Source organism: Epilithonimonas sp. 33E (assembly GCF_059372615.1).
In genome coordinates, this window is sequence record NZ_CM182009.1 from 419,516 (window position 1) to 433,830 (window position 14,315).

The following is a 14,315-nucleotide window of genomic DNA, read 5'->3' on the forward strand; positions in this document are numbered from 1 at the left end:
ATGAAATTAACATTTGTTTAACAAAATAATTTAAATCTCAATAAATATCTCCCAAACGAATAAATTCTTATCTTCGTTTCCGGAATGGAAAACAAACAGAAAGAATTTTCTAAGTTAATTAAAGATAATCAGGGACTTATCATAAAAGTCTCGCGTCTTTATACCCATTCTTTGGAAGATCAGGAGGATCTTTTTCAGGAGATTGTGTTACAACTCTGGAAATCTTACGACTCATTCCAGGGCAATTCGAAGATATCCACTTGGATGTATCGTGTGGCGCTGAATACTGCTATCACTTTGTTCAGAAAAAAAACAAAACAACCACAGACAGATGAATTGCAGGATTTTCACAGCAAAAACTATTTAGAAGATTCGGACGAAAAGCAACAGCAAATCTCTTTGTTATATAAAGTGATCAAAATGCTGCCAGATGTTGAGCGGGCTATTGTAATGATGTATCTGGATGATGAACCTTATAAAGAAATTGCGGAAACGCTTGGTATCACAGAAGTGAATGCAAGGGTGAAAATGAACCGATTAAAAAAAACATTAAAAGAACTAATGATAAAGCATGCCTAATCAAGACTTTGATATAGATTCTCTGAAAAAATCTTGGCAAGACCAGGTGATTTCTGATGATTATAATCAGGAGGAAATCGAAGTGATGCTGAATAAAAAATCCAGAAATTATGTAAAATACATTCTGTGGATCAGTGTTACAGAATTTGTAATTTTCGGAATCATCAATTTTATAGCCTTGTTCTCGAATAGCTTCCATACAGATTTTACCAATATTCTTAATAAACTGCAAATCAGAAATCAAAATGAGGTGGAGTTTTCTTTGGACAAAATTTATAATGTAATGAAGATTGCCAGTCTTGTGATAACAGGTGTCTTTGTTGTTATTTTTTATTCTAATTATAAAAAAATCAATGTAGAATCGAATCTCAAAAAATTCATTATTCACATTATCAAATTTAAAAAAACAGTTAATTTGTTTATTTTCAGTAATATATTGTTGCTGTTTTTATTTATTGGAAGCTTTACAGCTTTTATTATCTTCACCATTAAAAAGCAAAATATTCAGATTGATAATCCAACATTCTGGGGATTAATAACAGGTGTGATATTCAGTCTTTTGGTGTGTATTGTTCTCATCTTGCTTTATTACAAAATTGCCTACGGAATTATATTGAAGCGACTTTCTAAGAATTTGAAGCAGTTAGAAACCATAGATTCTCAAAAAGACTATTAATTAAAATACCTCGATGTATGGCTCGCGCAGTTTGATCTATCAGATTGTTTCAAGTATAATTAGTTTTCAATTATGACGTTGCGACATTTTTCCCTATCTTTGCACCCATTAAAAGTTCTTTGAAAATGCTGGGAAGAAGACAAATCCGCGAAAAAGTTGTAGAAACGCTCTATTCTTATTATCAAAACCCCATCAAGTATGATGTTCTGGAGAAAAATATGTTCTCAGAAATCAACAAAATCTATCATCTTTACATTTACGAACTTAATTTTCTGGTAGGTCTGAAGCGTTTAGCAGAAGATCAGATCGAAATCGGGAAAAACAAATTCCTCAAAACGAATGAAGATGAAAATCCTAATCAAAAATTTGTTCGAAATCAAATCTTAATTCAGTTAGAAGATAACGAAGAAAGAAGAAGTTTCTCCGAGAAACACAAAGAACTGATCTGGGATCCGAATGATGAAATTTTGGTAAAAACTTTTCAAAGAATCAAAGCTGGAAAACGTTATCAGGATTATATGGCTGATAGCGAAATTTCTTTCGAAGATGACCAAAAATTCATTGGTAAGTTGTTCCTGAGATATGTTGCGGAAAATACAGATCTGCATGACAGATTTGAAGAGAAAGAGATGTCTTGGGCGGATGATTTCCATATTGCCAATTCAATGATTCAGAAAACGATTGGTTTTATGAAGGAATCAGAAGCTTCTCACACATTAATCAAAATGCTGAAAGATGATGAAGATGAAGATTTTGCAAGAAAACTAGTGAGACAGGCGCTTAATAACTGGGACGAAACCGAAAAAAAATTGGAGTCGAAACTATTAAACTGGGATCTGGAAAGGATTTCTTTAATTGACAGAATTATTCTGGTTGCGGCAATTACGGAATTGGACAGTTTCCCATTGACAGCTTCAAGAATTATCATTAATGAGTATATTGATGTTTCCAAAGTGTACGGAACAGACAAGTCCAATGTTTTTATCAATGGGATTCTAGACAAATACACAAAAGATATTAATCGGATATAGCCCAATATATTAGAAATCACAAAAGCGATAATATAAGATAACTAAAAATATTATTACATATGAAATCAATCAAAATATTAGCAGTAGCTGCACTTTGCACATTGGCTTTTTCTTGTAACAAAAAAGAAGAAACAGCTTCTTCTGCAGAAAACTTAGATTCTGCCCAGGCAAAAACTGTGGTTGACGCACTTTCCCAACATGAAACGCCGGAAGAATCTGAGATGTTGAAAGAAGCCCAAAGCAAGCCATTGACAACGATCGCTTTCAGCGAAACTGACCACAACTTTGGCGACATCAAAAAAGGCGAAAAAGTAGAGCATGTTTACGAAGTAACCAACACAGGAACTAATCCGTTGATTATCTCTAATGTTAAACCAGGTTGCGGATGCACAGTTCCAGATTATACAAAAGAGCCGATCTTACCAGGGAAAAAAGGTAAAATCACTTTACACTTCGATTCTACAAACTTCGACGGATCAGTTAATAAAATAGCTGATGTTTTCCTGAATGTAGAAAAAGCACCGGTTCGTTTAACATTCTCAGCTAACATTTTACCATAAGATTATGCTAACAATATTTTTACAGGCAGCCCCGGCGCAGTCTATGACACCAACACTTTTGATGATCGGATTGATGTTCGTCGGATTTTATTTTCTGATGATCCGCCCGCAGATGAGAAAACAGAAACAGGAGAAATCTTTCCAGGAAGCATTGAAGCCGGGCGCAAAAGTAGTTACTACTTCCGGAATGCATGGAACGATCTTTTCGGTTAATGAAGACGGTGTGGTTTTAGAAACTTTAAGCGGAAAACTAAAATTCGAAAAAGCGGCAATCTCCAGAGATTTTACAATGGCCAGATTCCCGGAAACTTTTGGAGTAGATAAAAAGAAATAATATATAATTATTATCTAAATATTAATTGCCCGAAATCGAAGATTTCGGGCGATTATTTTATCATCAAATCAACGGTTTTCAAAAATTAACAAATCATCATTTCGTCACTTGATCAATAAACTCCAATACCGAATCCTTGCTCCAATCCATAGAACTATCTTCTTTTTTCAGGATTCTCCCATCTTTTCCAATCAGATAAGTTGTAGGAAAAGCAACAGGTAAAATCTTCGGATCCAAAGGACTTTCCGCTATGTAAACAGGCACTGTATAATTATTTTCTTTTAAAAATTTTTTCACATCTTCCTCTTGATCTTGCATGGCAATCAGGGCAAATTCAAGCTTATCTTTTTTCAATTGATAGAGCTTCTCAATCGTCGGCCATTCCGTTCTGCAAGGCGGACACCAGGTTCCCCAAAAATTCAGGAAAAGCACCTTTCCTCTTAAGCTTTTCAGATTGGTACTGCTTGTGTTAATTCCTTTCAGATCAATATTCAAAACATCTTCAGAAAGCATCGTTTCATTATTGATTTTCGCTACAGTTGGGCTCATCGCGATCTGTTCCGACACAAAATCACGAAGCGGTTTTATCAAGGCAAATGCTGACAAAATAAAGATGATGATTATATAAATCAGATTTTTCTTCAGAAATTTCATCCGGATTAAATTTAAAGTAATTCCAAAAGTTCCTCAATCGTATCGAAGCCTCTGTTTTTAGCATAATAAGTCTGCAATTCCACATAGAACTGGTCTTTCGTGAATTCTTCCGGATTCGCTTTATGTTTGTTCAAAAGCTCAGTCCCGTGTTTTGGTCTCGGTCCCCAATGGGCGATTTCATTAAAATCTTCATCCAGGAAAATAACAATCGGAATCGATTTGCCACCATTGGTCAAGTAATTATCAATCAAACTTGGTTCCTGGTCACGGTAAGTTATCCTGACTTCGAATTGCTCAAAAAACTTTACCACAACAGGAATCACCTGGCTTGCATCACCACACCAGGATTCAGAAATAATCAGGATTTTTCCCCGAAAGTTTTTTTGTGCAAACTTTTCAACCTGTTCAGAATTCGGAAGGTATTTCTCCCACATTCTGTTCATTCTTTGGATACCTAATCTGTAATATTCTGCATAATCAGCTTCTTGTGTGTCTTTTGGATTGCCTAATCTCTCTCCGGCATCACGAAGATATTCTGTGTAAGAAACAGCATTGTCCCAATATTGTTTGATGTTCATTATATTTTTCTGGTTTTATTAATTAAATACATATCTGCTAAAACAAAAGCGGCTAAACTTTCTACAATAGGAACAGCTCTTGGAACTACACAAGGGTCGTGTCTTCCTTTGCCTTCAATGGTTACGGTTTCGCCATCTTTATTGATGCTTTCCTGCGGGCGGAGAATCGTTGCCACCGGTTTGAATGCTGCGCGGAAATAAATGTCCATTCCGTTAGAGATTCCACCTTGGATTCCTCCGGAAAGATTGGATTGAGTTGTTCCGTCTTGGTTGAAAAGGTCATTGTGTTCCTTTCCTGTCATTTTTGCACCACAAAAACCGCTTCCGTATTCAAAACCTTTGCAGGCATTGATGTTCAGCATTGCTTTTCCCAATTCGGCGTGTAGTTTGTTGAAAATTGGTTCACCCAAACCAGTCGGAGCATTTTTGATAACACAAGTTACCGTTCCGCCAATCGTGTTGCCTTCTTTTTTGATTTCCTTGATTTTTTCAATCATCTTTTCAGCGGTTTCCTCATCCGGACAACGAACAATATTACTTTCGGTTTTAGAAAAATCCAAAGCCTGATAGGGTTTCTCACAGAAGATCTCACCGACCGAAGAAACATACGCATTAATTTCAATTTCCGGGAGAAGTTGTTTGGCTAAAGCTCCGGCAACGACCCAATTCAAAGTTTCACGGGCAGACGATTTTCCGCCGCCGCGATAATCCCGGATTCCGAATTTTTGGTCGTAAGTATAATCGGCGTGACTAGGGCGATAAGCCTGTGCGATGTGATCGTAATCTTTGGAACGCTGGTTTTCATTCTCAACAATGAAGCCGATTGGCGTTCCGGTCGTTTTTCCATCAAAAATCCCTGACAGAAAACGAACTTTATCGCCCTCTTTTCTTTGTGTAACAATAGCAGATTGTCCTGGTTTTCTGCGATCCAGTTCTTGTTGAACTTTCTCAATATCGATTTCCAGACCAGCGGGAAAATTGGTAATAATTCCGCCATAAGCTTCTCCGTGACTTTCGCCAAAGGAAGAAAGCGTCAAAAAGTTTCCTAAAACATTAAACATAAACAGAAGTTAGATAATAGACGAATAGATGATAGATTTTAATCTGCGTCTAACGTTACAAATTTACTGATTAAAAACTTATTTTTAAATAAATTGACAGTCTATTATCCATCAGTCTATTATCTGAAAATCTATCTTTGCAAAATGAATTCTAGTAAAACTGTTCTGATTCTCGGCGCTAATTCGGATGTTGCAAAACAAGCCATCAAACTTTACATCAATAAAGGCTATTCTGTAGTTGCCGCTTCCAGAAATCTAAAATCTCTGGAAAAATTTGCTGATGAACATCATCTGGATAAATCTAAAATCGAAATTAAATACTTCGATGCCACAGATTTTTCTTCGCATCAGGATTTCTATGATGGATTATCTGTAAAACCCAATATCGTTGTTTACGCCGCAGGATTCCTAGTGGAAAATCAGGAAGCTTTAAAAAATTTCGTAGGCACTTTCGAAATGATGAAAACTAATTACATCGGCGCAGTTTCTATTCTTAATATCATTGCGATGGATAATTCGAACAAAAATCTGGAAAGGATTATCGGGTTGTCATCGTTGTCAGGCGTTCGTGGGCGAAAAAGTAATTTCGTTTATGGAAGTACAAAATCTGCTTTTACACAATATTTGGCCGGACTTCGACAAGAATTAGCTTCAAGAGAAATTGTTGTAAATGTTTTGGTTATCGGTTATATCAATACCAAAATCAATGCTGGATTAGAGCTTAGCAAAAAACTAATAATGGAACCTGATTATGTTGCTAAATTTATTATTAATGCCGGAAACTCATTTGAAATTGTTCCCAACTGGAAATGGAAAATCATCTATTGGATTCTAAAATTATCTCCGGAGTTTCTGGTGGCGAAATTGCCTTAAGATATGAAAATTTAATTCATACTTTTTTAGTATGAATTAAAAATTATTTTATAGTTTTGTCCTATAAAATAATTTTTGATGGAACTGAAATCATTAGATAAAGTCAGTAATCTTACTCCGGACCAGTTTGTTTCTCAATATATGAAACAGAATATTCCGATTATTTTAGAAGATTTTGTTGATTCAGAGAGTGTTGCATTCCAAAAATGGAATTATGATTATTTCAAGGAAATTGCCGGGGAAAAAGAAGTGGATGTTTATGGTGGAGAAATCCATTCTCTCAACAGAGCAGCCAGCAAACCGATTGCAAAAATGACTTTTGCAGAATATCTCGATCTCATCACCAGAATATCGATTGTTTCTTTTTAATCTGCTCACCATAAAACCTGAACTTAAAAAGGATATTCAGTATAAAGATATCACGAAAGGTAAAGTTCTTCATTGGCTTCCATTTATGTTTTTCGGAGGCGAAGGTTCCAATACCAGAAATCACGTTGATATCGATATGTCACACGTTTTTCTGACACAATATCAGGGAATTAAAAGAGTTTGGTTATTTCCACTCAACCAATCTGATTTACTTTACAAGTTGCCTTACAATTTTCATAGCATTGCCAATCTTAAAACTTCAACCCAAGAAGAATTTCCAGGATTGAAATATCTTAAAGGCTATGAAGCAGTTCTAAAACCGGGACAAACGCTTTACATGCCTTCTGGCTGGTGGCATTTTATCCAATATGAAACGGAAGGTTATTCTATTTCAGTAAGAGCTTTGCCATCAAAATTGATTGAAAAGTGGCGAGGATTTAGAAATCTGGTATTTACGAGACATTTCGATAACCTGATGAGAGAGCTATTCAAGGAAAAATGGTTCGATTATAAAGTTTCTGTCGCAAAAAAAAGAGCTCAAAAAGCAATCGATAAAATCGAAGGAAAACACATTTTGGATGATATTCCGGATATCCCGGTACATTTTTGATAATAAAAAAGCGAGAAAAATTTTCCTCGCTTCTAATTTATGATTTTAAATCCAATTTAAGCTCCAACTCGGTAAGTTGTTCCTGATGAATTGGTGCTGGCGCATCAATCATTACATCTCTTCCTGAATTGTTTTTCGGGAAAGCAATGTAGTCTCTGATGACTTCGTTTCCGTCTAAAATAGCTACCAAACGGTCAAATCCGAAAGCTAAACCTCCGTGAGGCGGCGCTCCATATTTGAAAGCATTCATCAAGAATCCGAATTGTGCTTCTGCTTCTTCTTTTGAGAATCCTAACAAATCAAACATTCTTGACTGTAAATCTTTATCAAAAATTCTGATAGAACCACCACCGATTTCGTTTCCGTTTAAAACTAAATCATATGCGTTGGCTCTGGCTTTTCCTGGGTCAGTTTCCAATAAACCAAAGTCTTCGGTTTTCGGAGAGGTGAATGGGTGATGCATTGCGTGGTATCTTCCGCTTTCTTCATCAAATTCCAGTAATGGGAAATCTACAACCCAAAGTGGTGCAAATTCGTTCCCTTTTCTGAGTCCAAGACGATTTCCTAATTCCATTCTCAAAGCTGAAAGTTGAGTTCTTACTTTATCAGCATTTCCACTCATTAAGAACATCAAATCTCCGGCTTTTGCTCCAAATTTCTCAGCGATTTTCTTTAAGTCTTCTTCAGAATAGAATTTGTTAACGGATGAAGTTATAACACCGTCGTTCTGGAATTTGATCCAAACCATTCCGGTTGCTCCGATTTGCGGGCGTTTTACCCAATCAATCAATTCATCGATTTGTTTTCTGGTGTAATCCGCAATGCCTTCAACATTAATCCCAACAATCAATTCCGAATCATCGAATATTTTGAAATCTTTTCCTTTTACCAACTCATTCAGTTCCACGAATTCCAATCCGAAACGGATGTCCGGTTTGTCGTTACCATATTTCTGCATCGCATCAGCAAATGTCATTCTTGGGAAATTGTCGAAATCTTTTCCTGTGATGTCTTTCAATAAAGTTTTGGTCATGCCTTCGAAAACATTCATAATGTCTTCTTGCTCTACGAACGCCATTTCGCAATCGATTTGAGTGAATTCCGGCTGTCTGTCGGCACGCAAATCCTCGTCACGGAAACATTTCACGATTTGGAAATATCTGTCCATTCCGCCAACCATCAACAATTGTTTGAAAGTTTGTGGTGATTGAGGAAGCGCATAAAACTGTCCGGGATTCATTCTACTTGGAACTACGAAATCTCTCGCACCTTCTGGAGTTGACTTAATCAAAACAGGTGTTTCAACTTCGATGAAGCCGTTATCAGAAAGATAATTTCTCACTTTCTGCGCCATTTTGTGACGGAAAATCAGTTTGTCTTTCACAGGATTTCTTCTGATATCCAGATATCTGTATTTCATTCTCAACTCTTCTCCACCATCAGTTTCGTCTTCGATAGTGAATGGCGGAAGTTCAGAAGCATTTAATATTTTTAAATCGGAAACCAAAATTTCGATATCGCCGGTTGGGATTTTCGGATTTTTTGAAGCACGTTCTATAACAGTTCCTTCTACTTGGATCACAAATTCGCGGCCTAATTTCTTAGCCGATTCCAACAATTCTTTTGAGCTTCTTTCCTCGTCTAAAACCAATTGTGTAATGCCGTAACGATCCCGCAAATCGACCCAAATCATAAAACCTTTGTCACGGATGGTTTGTACCCAACCGGAAAGTGTTACTTTTTCATTCAGATTTGCCAGCGTCAGTTCGCCGTTTGTGTGTGTACGGAACATTTTTTTTAGATGTTAGTTGTTAGACTTTAGATATTAGACTTTTAGTAGGCTAATTTCCGAGTGCAAAGATAAGGTTTTGCGAGAAATAATTTTGATTGATGTTTAAAGGTTTTTTGATGTCAGAGGTTGAATCTTGGCACAGCGCGTAAGGGATAGTAGTGGATATCCTTTTTCTGTTCTCTGAACAGGAAAAGATAGGAACGGATAGCCCGACCCGGGCTGAGGGACATGCGCTGGCGAGGGATACGCCTAAGTATTGGTTAATTAAAAATTAATTCATAAATTCGTAATAATCAAATACTTAATTATTATGGGAAAAGGTGACCAAAAATCCACCAAAGGAAAAAGAGTACGCGGAAGTTATGGAAAAACGAGACCGAAAAAATCTTCCAAATCTGTAGTAGTTGCTGAAAAACCAGCAAAAGTAAAGGCCGAACCAAAACCAAAAGCAGTAAAACCGAAAGCAGAAAAAGCTGAAGAAACTGAAGAAAAACCAAAAGCAAAACGAACAAAAAAAGCCGAAGAATAATCTTCGGCTTCATTTTTTTATAAGGAATTTATTTTCCAAAAATGCTTCCCAACAATCCGCCAAGTCCACCTTGTTGAGATTGTTGTTGATTTCCGCCACCAAGAACACTTCCCAAAATATCGCCCAAACCACCACTAGAAGATTGTTGAGCGCCACCAAGAACGCTTCCGAGGATGTTACTTAAAGGATTGTCCGATGCCTGCGCTTGCTGGGAAGAACTTCCAAGTATTCCGCCTAGCAAATCTCCTAAGCCTCCACCGGAAGTTACATTGTTTGCCTGCTTTTGCTGACCGATATAACCCATAATTACAGGAGCTAAAGTTGCCAAAACCGGCCCGATTTTGTCCATAGAAATCCCTGTATTTTGTGATAATTGATTTTCTACGTTGGCTTTTTCTCCTCCAAAGATATGACTTAAAATAGAATCGCCTTCTTGTTCTCTGTCAAGTGCCTGAGCAGGATTGTTGAGGATACTTCCGTCATGGTCTCTGTCGAGAGCAGCATTCAGTTTGTCTGCTTCTTCTGCATTTTCCGATTTTTTCTTAAGGTAACTGATCACCAAAGGTGCAGCTACAACCAATAAGGCAATGATTTGATTTTTGCTGATCCCGAATTTGTTTTCAGCCTGTTCAGCGACTTGATTACCGGCGCTTCCAGTGATAAGGTCTAATAGACTCATAATTTATGTTTTTAAAATGTGTAAATCCAAAGATGATAAATTTATCTCAATAAAAAAACAAAAATTGTATTTTTTATAGATCGCGGATTTCCTCTATGGTCTGATACTTTTTTCTGAGCTCTATAAACTCTTTGGATGCCAGCTTCAAAGCAATGACATTATCTCTTGTCTGCCCGTTGTTCAACGTAAACTCGATGCAGCCAATGTTGTTATTAAGCCAAGGAAGCATATAATAGCAGAGCCCGTCTTTATATAATTTTTCTTGATGAAATTTTTTCCCCTGTGGTGTTAATGAGACTATATAAAGACTGAAAATATAAAATAAAGGAATCAGTAATGGAGTAAGCATTAGTCTTTTCAAAGCATATTTGGAACTAAGTTTCTTGATTCCTAAAGCAATAAATGCCGTAAAAATTATATAAAAAGGAATAAAAAAAACATAATTGTCAGAAACCGCATAGAAAGTTGCAAAACCCAGCGTGAAAAGACAAGCTGTAAAAAGAAAGAAAGATTCGGTTTTGAAGTTTTTATACAGATAAATAATTCCCGCAAAGCTGAACAAAATGAACACGTTAAAATTATAAATTAAAAAAGCAAAAGCTTTTGCAATGTCTTTTAACAGATCTTTAATACCTTGATTAAATGTATCTTCTACCCAAGGTCCTTTTTTGGAGAAGAAAGCATATTTTATGTCAATTCCCTGCAGATAGTTGACCCAAAACATAAAGAAAAGAGGAACAAGAAAAACAATGAAAGAGATTATTACTTTTTTGTGATCAGACTTTAACAAATAAAGCAAAACCATGTAGGCAGGGATCAACATAATATTCTGAATATGAACCCAAAGACTTAAGCCCAATACAAAGCCGGCTATAATAAGATAGTTTTTAGATCGGTTCTTCAATGACTTGACAGAATATATTAAAAAAAGAATGATCCAAAAGGCATTAAACGTATAAACTTCTATAGTTTCCGCACTTCGCCAAAAAGTAAAACAAAACCCAAAAACGGATGTTGACATCAGGGCTATCCAGTTTTCTTCAACAAATTCCTTAATCAAAACAAAAACCAGGCTTACGGTTATTGCAGCGGGAACAACAGACATCAAACGCATTACCAGCACACTGTCCATTGCCAGGTATTTTGAAAAAAAGATTGCCGTGTTCATATAAAGAAAATGAGTAAGCGGCATAAAATCAAGCAAAAATTCCCTTTTTTCTACATCCAGAACAAAACCGATGCAATCCCCAAAAGAAATTTTGGAAAAACTACCGGCATAATAGATAACTAAAAAGACAAGAAAAATGAGAAAGGTTATCGTTTTTTTATTCATTAAGGATTAGTTTTTAAAAATCGGAACATTGCTGCATGCTTCCCCAAACATCAGAGATTTAACAAGTGGTTTGAGCTGTTCCACCAATTCCACATAAGCGTTGTTCGGAATCAGTTCATCGCTACAGCCTTTCACCAGGACACGCTTGTCTTTCAGTTCAGAAAAATCATAGGTCTGGATGGCGTTGTGCATTAGCAAAACTTCCAAATCTTCCCGGTTTCCGAAAACAATTTTCTTCGCAGCATCCGTAATTTTTGAAGTAATGAGAAAATATGCCCAAAGTGGAATGATCACATCTTCAGAACAATAGATGTAAACATAAGCGTCTCTATAGATTTCTTCATCAATGTTTTTGATTTTTTCACGGAAATCTTTTTCTCTCAAAATCTGTCCCTCCCAAAGAAAATCCTTGATGTCAATTCCCAAACGTTTCCCTTTCGGAACCAGGTCGGAAATATCAAAATTCACCAATCCGCTTCCTGCAACTTTATTTACGATTTCTTCCATTTTGTAATTTTATATTCTTTAGGAGCTTAATCCCGCTATCCGCTATATCTTTTTCTTTTTTAGCAAAAAAGAAAAAGGATGCCGCTACTATCGGGGCTAGGGATTGGTGTGTAAAACAAATTTCCCCATATCAGAACTTTCACAATCCTAATCGCTCAAAAAACTTTAATTTTGCTCAAAGTTAATTATTTTGAACGGAAAACTTCTTTAGATTTATCTATCGGGCAGACTATCAAAATCTAAAATCCATAAACCTTGAGATATTATATAATAGCAGGTGAAGCTTCCGGCGATTTGCACGCTTCCAACCTAATGAAAGCCATCAGACAGAAAGACCAAAATGCCGAATTCCGGTTTTGGGGCGGCGACTTGATGCAGAAACAAGGAGGAACTTTGGTCAAACACTATCGCGATCTGGCTTTTATGGGTTTCCTGGAAGTGGTTCAGAATCTGAGAACCATTCTCAACAATATCAAATTCTGTAAAAAAGATATCCTGGAAAATAAACCTGATGTTTTGATTTTAGTGGATTATCCGGGATTTAATTTGAGGATTGCGAAATTTGCTAAAGAATTGGGAATTAAAGTTGTATATTATATTTCTCCTCAGCTTTGGGCTTGGAAAGAAGGTAGAGTTGAAACCATCAAAAAATATGTCGATGAGATGCTGGTGATTCTTCCGTTCGAAAAGGATTTTTATAAAAAACATCAGGTTGAAGCGCATTTTGTCGGACATCCATTATTGGATGCAATAGAAGGTTTGCCACCCATTGACATTCAGGAATTCAAAAAAGAAAACCGGCTTAACGATAAAGATATCATTGCATTGTTGCCCGGCTCCAGAAAACAAGAAGTTTCAAAAATGCTGCAAACCATGTTGTCTGTGAGAAATGATTTCCCGGATTACCAGTTTGTGATTGCCGGTGCACCAAGTCTTGACAAAGATTTTTATGAACAATTTGTAGATGACGATGTCCATTTCGTTTCCAACAGAACTTACGATTTGCTGAGATGTTCCAAAGCTGCTTTGGTAACTTCCGGAACAGCAACTCTGGAAACCGCTTTGCTCAATATCCCGGAAGTTGTTTGCTACAAAGGAAGCCGAATTTCCTACGAAATCGGGAAAAGACTGGTGAAAAATATTAAGTATATTTCTTTGGTCAACTTGATTATGGACAAAGAAGTAGTGACCGAACTCATTCAAAACGAACTGAATACTAAAAACCTCGTTGATGAACTTAATAAAATCCTCAATACTAATAAAAGAGACGAAGTTCTGAATAATTACGAAGTTTTGAGAACAAAATTAGGAGGAAGTGGCGCCAGTCAGAACGCAGCAGAACTTATTGTAAATCTGAAATAATGACATTAGAAAAATTATTACAAAAAATAGAATCATTGCTTCCTGAAATTAATAAGGAAAACCCATCAGTTTCCAAAGCCTCTGTCGGCTGGCATTTGGAACATTCCCTTTTAATCATCAATGGAAGTCTGAAAGGATTGACAATGACCAATCCGGAAAATTATAATCCGAAATTCAGCATCAAAAAGTTTGTGTTTCTCAATTTTGGGTTGATTCCGAGAGGGAAAATCAAGTCTCCAAAACAATTTGTTCCACTGGAAACACCAACTAAAGAAAGTATCGAAAAGCTTTTGAATCTGGCGAAAGAAAGACTGGAAGCCGTAAAAAATCTACCTGAGAAAGCATTCATCACGCATCCTTTTCTCGGTGACCTCGATAAAAAAACAACACTCAAATTTTTAGGTCTTCATACGAAGCATCATCTTAAAATTATTGATGATATTTTTGAAGGCATAGAAATGATAAAGGTATAGATACTCCGAAGCTCATTCAAAAGGCTTTGTAGCATTTTTGTCATTCCGGAGGAATCTAAACATTTTATCGATTCTTACAGAGATTCCTCCGGAATGACAAACTTTCTTTTTTATTTATTATCTTTATCATCAGATACTTCTGACTACGCTCAGTGTGACAGCTCTAATAATAACCGCTGTTATATTGAACTTGTAGAATGTCAAAATGTCAGGCTGATCGGAGTCAAAGCCTTTCATAAAACAAATTAAAAACACAAATGAACTTCAATGAAAAAACAGCCATTACTTATATTGCTGCTATGTTTCATTTTCGGG

18 protein-coding genes are annotated in these 14,315 nt (G+C 36.3%); 11 read left to right on the forward strand and 7 right to left on the reverse strand.

Annotation, left to right across the window (positions count from 1 at the left end):
- Positions 1 to 84: 84 nt before the first annotated feature.
- The 5 genes from AC5P2S_RS02015 (at position 85) to yajC (ending at position 3,180) form a co-directional block, all read left to right on the forward strand.
- Positions 85 to 579, forward strand: coding sequence for an RNA polymerase sigma factor (locus tag AC5P2S_RS02015; protein ID WP_120213278.1), 495 nt, complete (start codon positions 85 to 87; stop codon positions 577 to 579).
- On the forward strand, positions 572 to 1,255 hold the full coding sequence (locus AC5P2S_RS02020) for a DUF8845 family protein (protein WP_494556050.1): 684 nt from the start codon (positions 572 to 574) through the stop codon (positions 1,253 to 1,255). The genes AC5P2S_RS02015 and AC5P2S_RS02020 overlap by 8 nt, the downstream gene beginning before the upstream one ends.
- Before the next feature lie 125 nt (positions 1,256 to 1,380).
- Complete coding sequence (locus AC5P2S_RS02025; protein ID WP_283416074.1) at positions 1,381 to 2,286, forward strand: transcription antitermination protein NusB; 906 nt, start codon at positions 1,381 to 1,383, stop codon at positions 2,284 to 2,286.
- A 59-nt stretch (positions 2,287 to 2,345) separates the two neighbouring features.
- Entirely contained in the window at positions 2,346 to 2,846 is a 501-nt protein-coding gene (locus AC5P2S_RS02030) for a DUF1573 domain-containing protein (protein ID WP_283416075.1), read from the forward strand.
- 4 nt (positions 2,847 to 2,850) lie between these two features.
- Positions 2,851 to 3,180 (forward strand): preprotein translocase subunit YajC, encoded by a 330-nt coding sequence (gene yajC, locus AC5P2S_RS02035; RefSeq protein ID WP_283416076.1) that lies wholly within the window; start codon positions 2,851 to 2,853, stop codon positions 3,178 to 3,180.
- Positions 3,181 to 3,276: 96 nt separating this feature from the next.
- Here the strand turns inward: yajC and AC5P2S_RS02040 are convergent, their stop codons facing one another.
- The 3 genes from AC5P2S_RS02040 to aroC are packed head-to-tail and all read right to left on the reverse strand — an operon-like array spanning position 3,277 to position 5,473.
- On the reverse strand, positions 3,277 to 3,834 hold the full coding sequence (locus tag AC5P2S_RS02040) for a TlpA family protein disulfide reductase (protein ID WP_283416077.1): 558 nt from the start codon (positions 3,832 to 3,834) through the stop codon (positions 3,277 to 3,279).
- An 11-nt stretch (positions 3,835 to 3,845) separates the two neighbouring features.
- Positions 3,846 to 4,412, reverse strand: a complete 567-nt coding sequence (locus tag AC5P2S_RS02045; protein WP_283416078.1) for a thioredoxin family protein — start codon at positions 4,410 to 4,412, stop codon at positions 3,846 to 3,848.
- Positions 4,412 to 5,473 carry a chorismate synthase gene (aroC, locus tag AC5P2S_RS02050; RefSeq protein WP_283416079.1) on the reverse strand — a complete coding sequence of 354 codons (1,062 nt, stop codon included), beginning with the start codon at positions 5,471 to 5,473 and terminating at the stop codon, positions 4,412 to 4,414. Before aroC ends, AC5P2S_RS02045 begins: the two co-directional genes overlap by 1 nt.
- A gap of 144 nt (positions 5,474 to 5,617) precedes the next feature.
- Here aroC and AC5P2S_RS02055 point away from each other — a divergent pair, with 144 nt between their 5' ends.
- The 3 genes from AC5P2S_RS02055 (at position 5,618) to AC5P2S_RS02065 (ending at position 7,325) form a co-directional block, all read left to right on the forward strand.
- The gene (locus tag AC5P2S_RS02055) at positions 5,618 to 6,346 is read left to right on the forward strand and encodes an SDR family NAD(P)-dependent oxidoreductase (RefSeq protein WP_494556051.1); all 729 of its coding nucleotides are present in this window, start codon (positions 5,618 to 5,620) and stop codon (positions 6,344 to 6,346) included.
- A 78-nt stretch (positions 6,347 to 6,424) separates the two neighbouring features.
- On the forward strand, positions 6,425 to 6,715 hold the full coding sequence (locus AC5P2S_RS02060; RefSeq protein WP_494556052.1) for a hypothetical protein: 291 nt from the start codon (positions 6,425 to 6,427) through the stop codon (positions 6,713 to 6,715).
- Positions 6,666 to 7,325, forward strand: coding sequence for a cupin-like domain-containing protein (locus AC5P2S_RS02065; RefSeq protein WP_494556053.1), 660 nt, complete (start codon positions 6,666 to 6,668; stop codon positions 7,323 to 7,325). Before AC5P2S_RS02060 ends, AC5P2S_RS02065 begins: the two co-directional genes overlap by 50 nt.
- Positions 7,326 to 7,362: 37 nt before the next feature.
- Here the strand turns inward: AC5P2S_RS02065 and aspS are convergent, their stop codons facing one another.
- On the reverse strand, positions 7,363 to 9,117 hold the full coding sequence (aspS, locus tag AC5P2S_RS02070) for an aspartate--tRNA ligase (protein ID WP_494556054.1): 1,755 nt from the start codon (positions 9,115 to 9,117) through the stop codon (positions 7,363 to 7,365).
- A 310-nt stretch (positions 9,118 to 9,427) separates the two neighbouring features.
- On the opposite strand from aspS, the gene AC5P2S_RS02075 reads away from it, so the two are divergent.
- Positions 9,428 to 9,646 (forward strand): 30S ribosomal protein THX, encoded by a 219-nt coding sequence (locus AC5P2S_RS02075; protein ID WP_346772092.1) that lies wholly within the window; start codon positions 9,428 to 9,430, stop codon positions 9,644 to 9,646.
- 28 nt (positions 9,647 to 9,674) lie between these two features.
- On the opposite strand, the gene AC5P2S_RS02080 is transcribed toward AC5P2S_RS02075, so the two are convergent.
- The 3 genes from AC5P2S_RS02080 to AC5P2S_RS02090 form a co-directional block, all read right to left on the reverse strand.
- Positions 9,675 to 10,325 carry a DUF937 domain-containing protein gene (locus AC5P2S_RS02080; RefSeq protein ID WP_283416085.1) on the reverse strand — a complete coding sequence of 217 codons (651 nt, stop codon included), beginning with the start codon at positions 10,323 to 10,325 and terminating at the stop codon, positions 9,675 to 9,677.
- A gap of 73 nt (positions 10,326 to 10,398) precedes the next feature.
- Positions 10,399 to 11,658, reverse strand: a complete 1,260-nt coding sequence (locus tag AC5P2S_RS02085) for a protein O-mannosyl-transferase family (protein ID WP_494556055.1) — start codon at positions 11,656 to 11,658, stop codon at positions 10,399 to 10,401.
- Between the two features lie 6 nt (positions 11,659 to 11,664).
- The gene (locus AC5P2S_RS02090) at positions 11,665 to 12,165 is read right to left on the reverse strand and encodes a DUF2480 family protein (RefSeq protein WP_283416087.1); all 501 of its coding nucleotides are present in this window, start codon (positions 12,163 to 12,165) and stop codon (positions 11,665 to 11,667) included.
- Positions 12,166 to 12,420: 255 nt separating this feature from the next.
- On the opposite strand from AC5P2S_RS02090, the gene lpxB reads away from it, so the two are divergent.
- Both lpxB and AC5P2S_RS02100 read left to right on the forward strand, forming a co-directional pair.
- The gene (lpxB, locus tag AC5P2S_RS02095) at positions 12,421 to 13,527 is read left to right on the forward strand and encodes a lipid-A-disaccharide synthase (protein WP_494556056.1); all 1,107 of its coding nucleotides are present in this window, start codon (positions 12,421 to 12,423) and stop codon (positions 13,525 to 13,527) included.
- Positions 13,527 to 14,000: a DUF1569 domain-containing protein gene (locus tag AC5P2S_RS02100; protein WP_494556057.1), complete on the forward strand. Its 474-nt coding sequence runs from the start codon at positions 13,527 to 13,529 to the stop codon at positions 13,998 to 14,000. The genes lpxB and AC5P2S_RS02100 overlap by 1 nt, the downstream gene beginning before the upstream one ends.
- The last annotated feature ends 315 nt before the right edge of the window (positions 14,001 to 14,315 follow it).

What these genes read in the sequence shown, in the direction of transcription:
- AC5P2S_RS02055 (WP_494556051.1), top strand. Translation starts at nt 5,618, where the DNA reads ATGAATTCTAGTAAAACTGTTCTGATTCTCGGCGCTAATTCGGATGTT.
- AC5P2S_RS02080 (WP_283416085.1), bottom strand. Translation starts at nt 10,325, where the DNA reads ATGAGTCTATTAGACCTTATCACTGGAAGCGCCGGTAATCAAGTCGCT.
- AC5P2S_RS02015 (WP_120213278.1), top strand. Translation starts at nt 85, where the DNA reads ATGGAAAACAAACAGAAAGAATTTTCTAAGTTAATTAAAGATAATCAG.
- aspS (WP_494556054.1), bottom strand. Translation starts at nt 9,117, where the DNA reads ATGTTCCGTACACACACAAACGGCGAACTGACGCTGGCAAATCTGAAT.
- AC5P2S_RS02020 (WP_494556050.1), top strand. Translation starts at nt 572, where the DNA reads ATGCCTAATCAAGACTTTGATATAGATTCTCTGAAAAAATCTTGGCAA.
- AC5P2S_RS02025 (WP_283416074.1), top strand. Translation starts at nt 1,381, where the DNA reads ATGCTGGGAAGAAGACAAATCCGCGAAAAAGTTGTAGAAACGCTCTAT.
- aroC (WP_283416079.1), bottom strand. Translation starts at nt 5,473, where the DNA reads ATGTTTAATGTTTTAGGAAACTTTTTGACGCTTTCTTCCTTTGGCGAA.
- AC5P2S_RS02030 (WP_283416075.1), top strand. Translation starts at nt 2,346, where the DNA reads ATGAAATCAATCAAAATATTAGCAGTAGCTGCACTTTGCACATTGGCT.
- AC5P2S_RS02085 (WP_494556055.1), bottom strand. Translation starts at nt 11,658, where the DNA reads ATGAATAAAAAAACGATAACCTTTCTCATTTTTCTTGTCTTTTTAGTT.
- AC5P2S_RS02060 (WP_494556052.1), top strand. Translation starts at nt 6,425, where the DNA reads ATGGAACTGAAATCATTAGATAAAGTCAGTAATCTTACTCCGGACCAG.
- AC5P2S_RS02045 (WP_283416078.1), bottom strand. Translation starts at nt 4,412, where the DNA reads ATGAACATCAAACAATATTGGGACAATGCTGTTTCTTACACAGAATAT.
- AC5P2S_RS02075 (WP_346772092.1), top strand. Translation starts at nt 9,428, where the DNA reads ATGGGAAAAGGTGACCAAAAATCCACCAAAGGAAAAAGAGTACGCGGA.
- yajC (WP_283416076.1), top strand. Translation starts at nt 2,851, where the DNA reads ATGCTAACAATATTTTTACAGGCAGCCCCGGCGCAGTCTATGACACCA.
- AC5P2S_RS02040 (WP_283416077.1), bottom strand. Translation starts at nt 3,834, where the DNA reads ATGAAATTTCTGAAGAAAAATCTGATTTATATAATCATCATCTTTATT.
- AC5P2S_RS02090 (WP_283416087.1), bottom strand. Translation starts at nt 12,165, where the DNA reads ATGGAAGAAATCGTAAATAAAGTTGCAGGAAGCGGATTGGTGAATTTT.
- AC5P2S_RS02100 (WP_494556057.1), top strand. Translation starts at nt 13,527, where the DNA reads ATGACATTAGAAAAATTATTACAAAAAATAGAATCATTGCTTCCTGAA.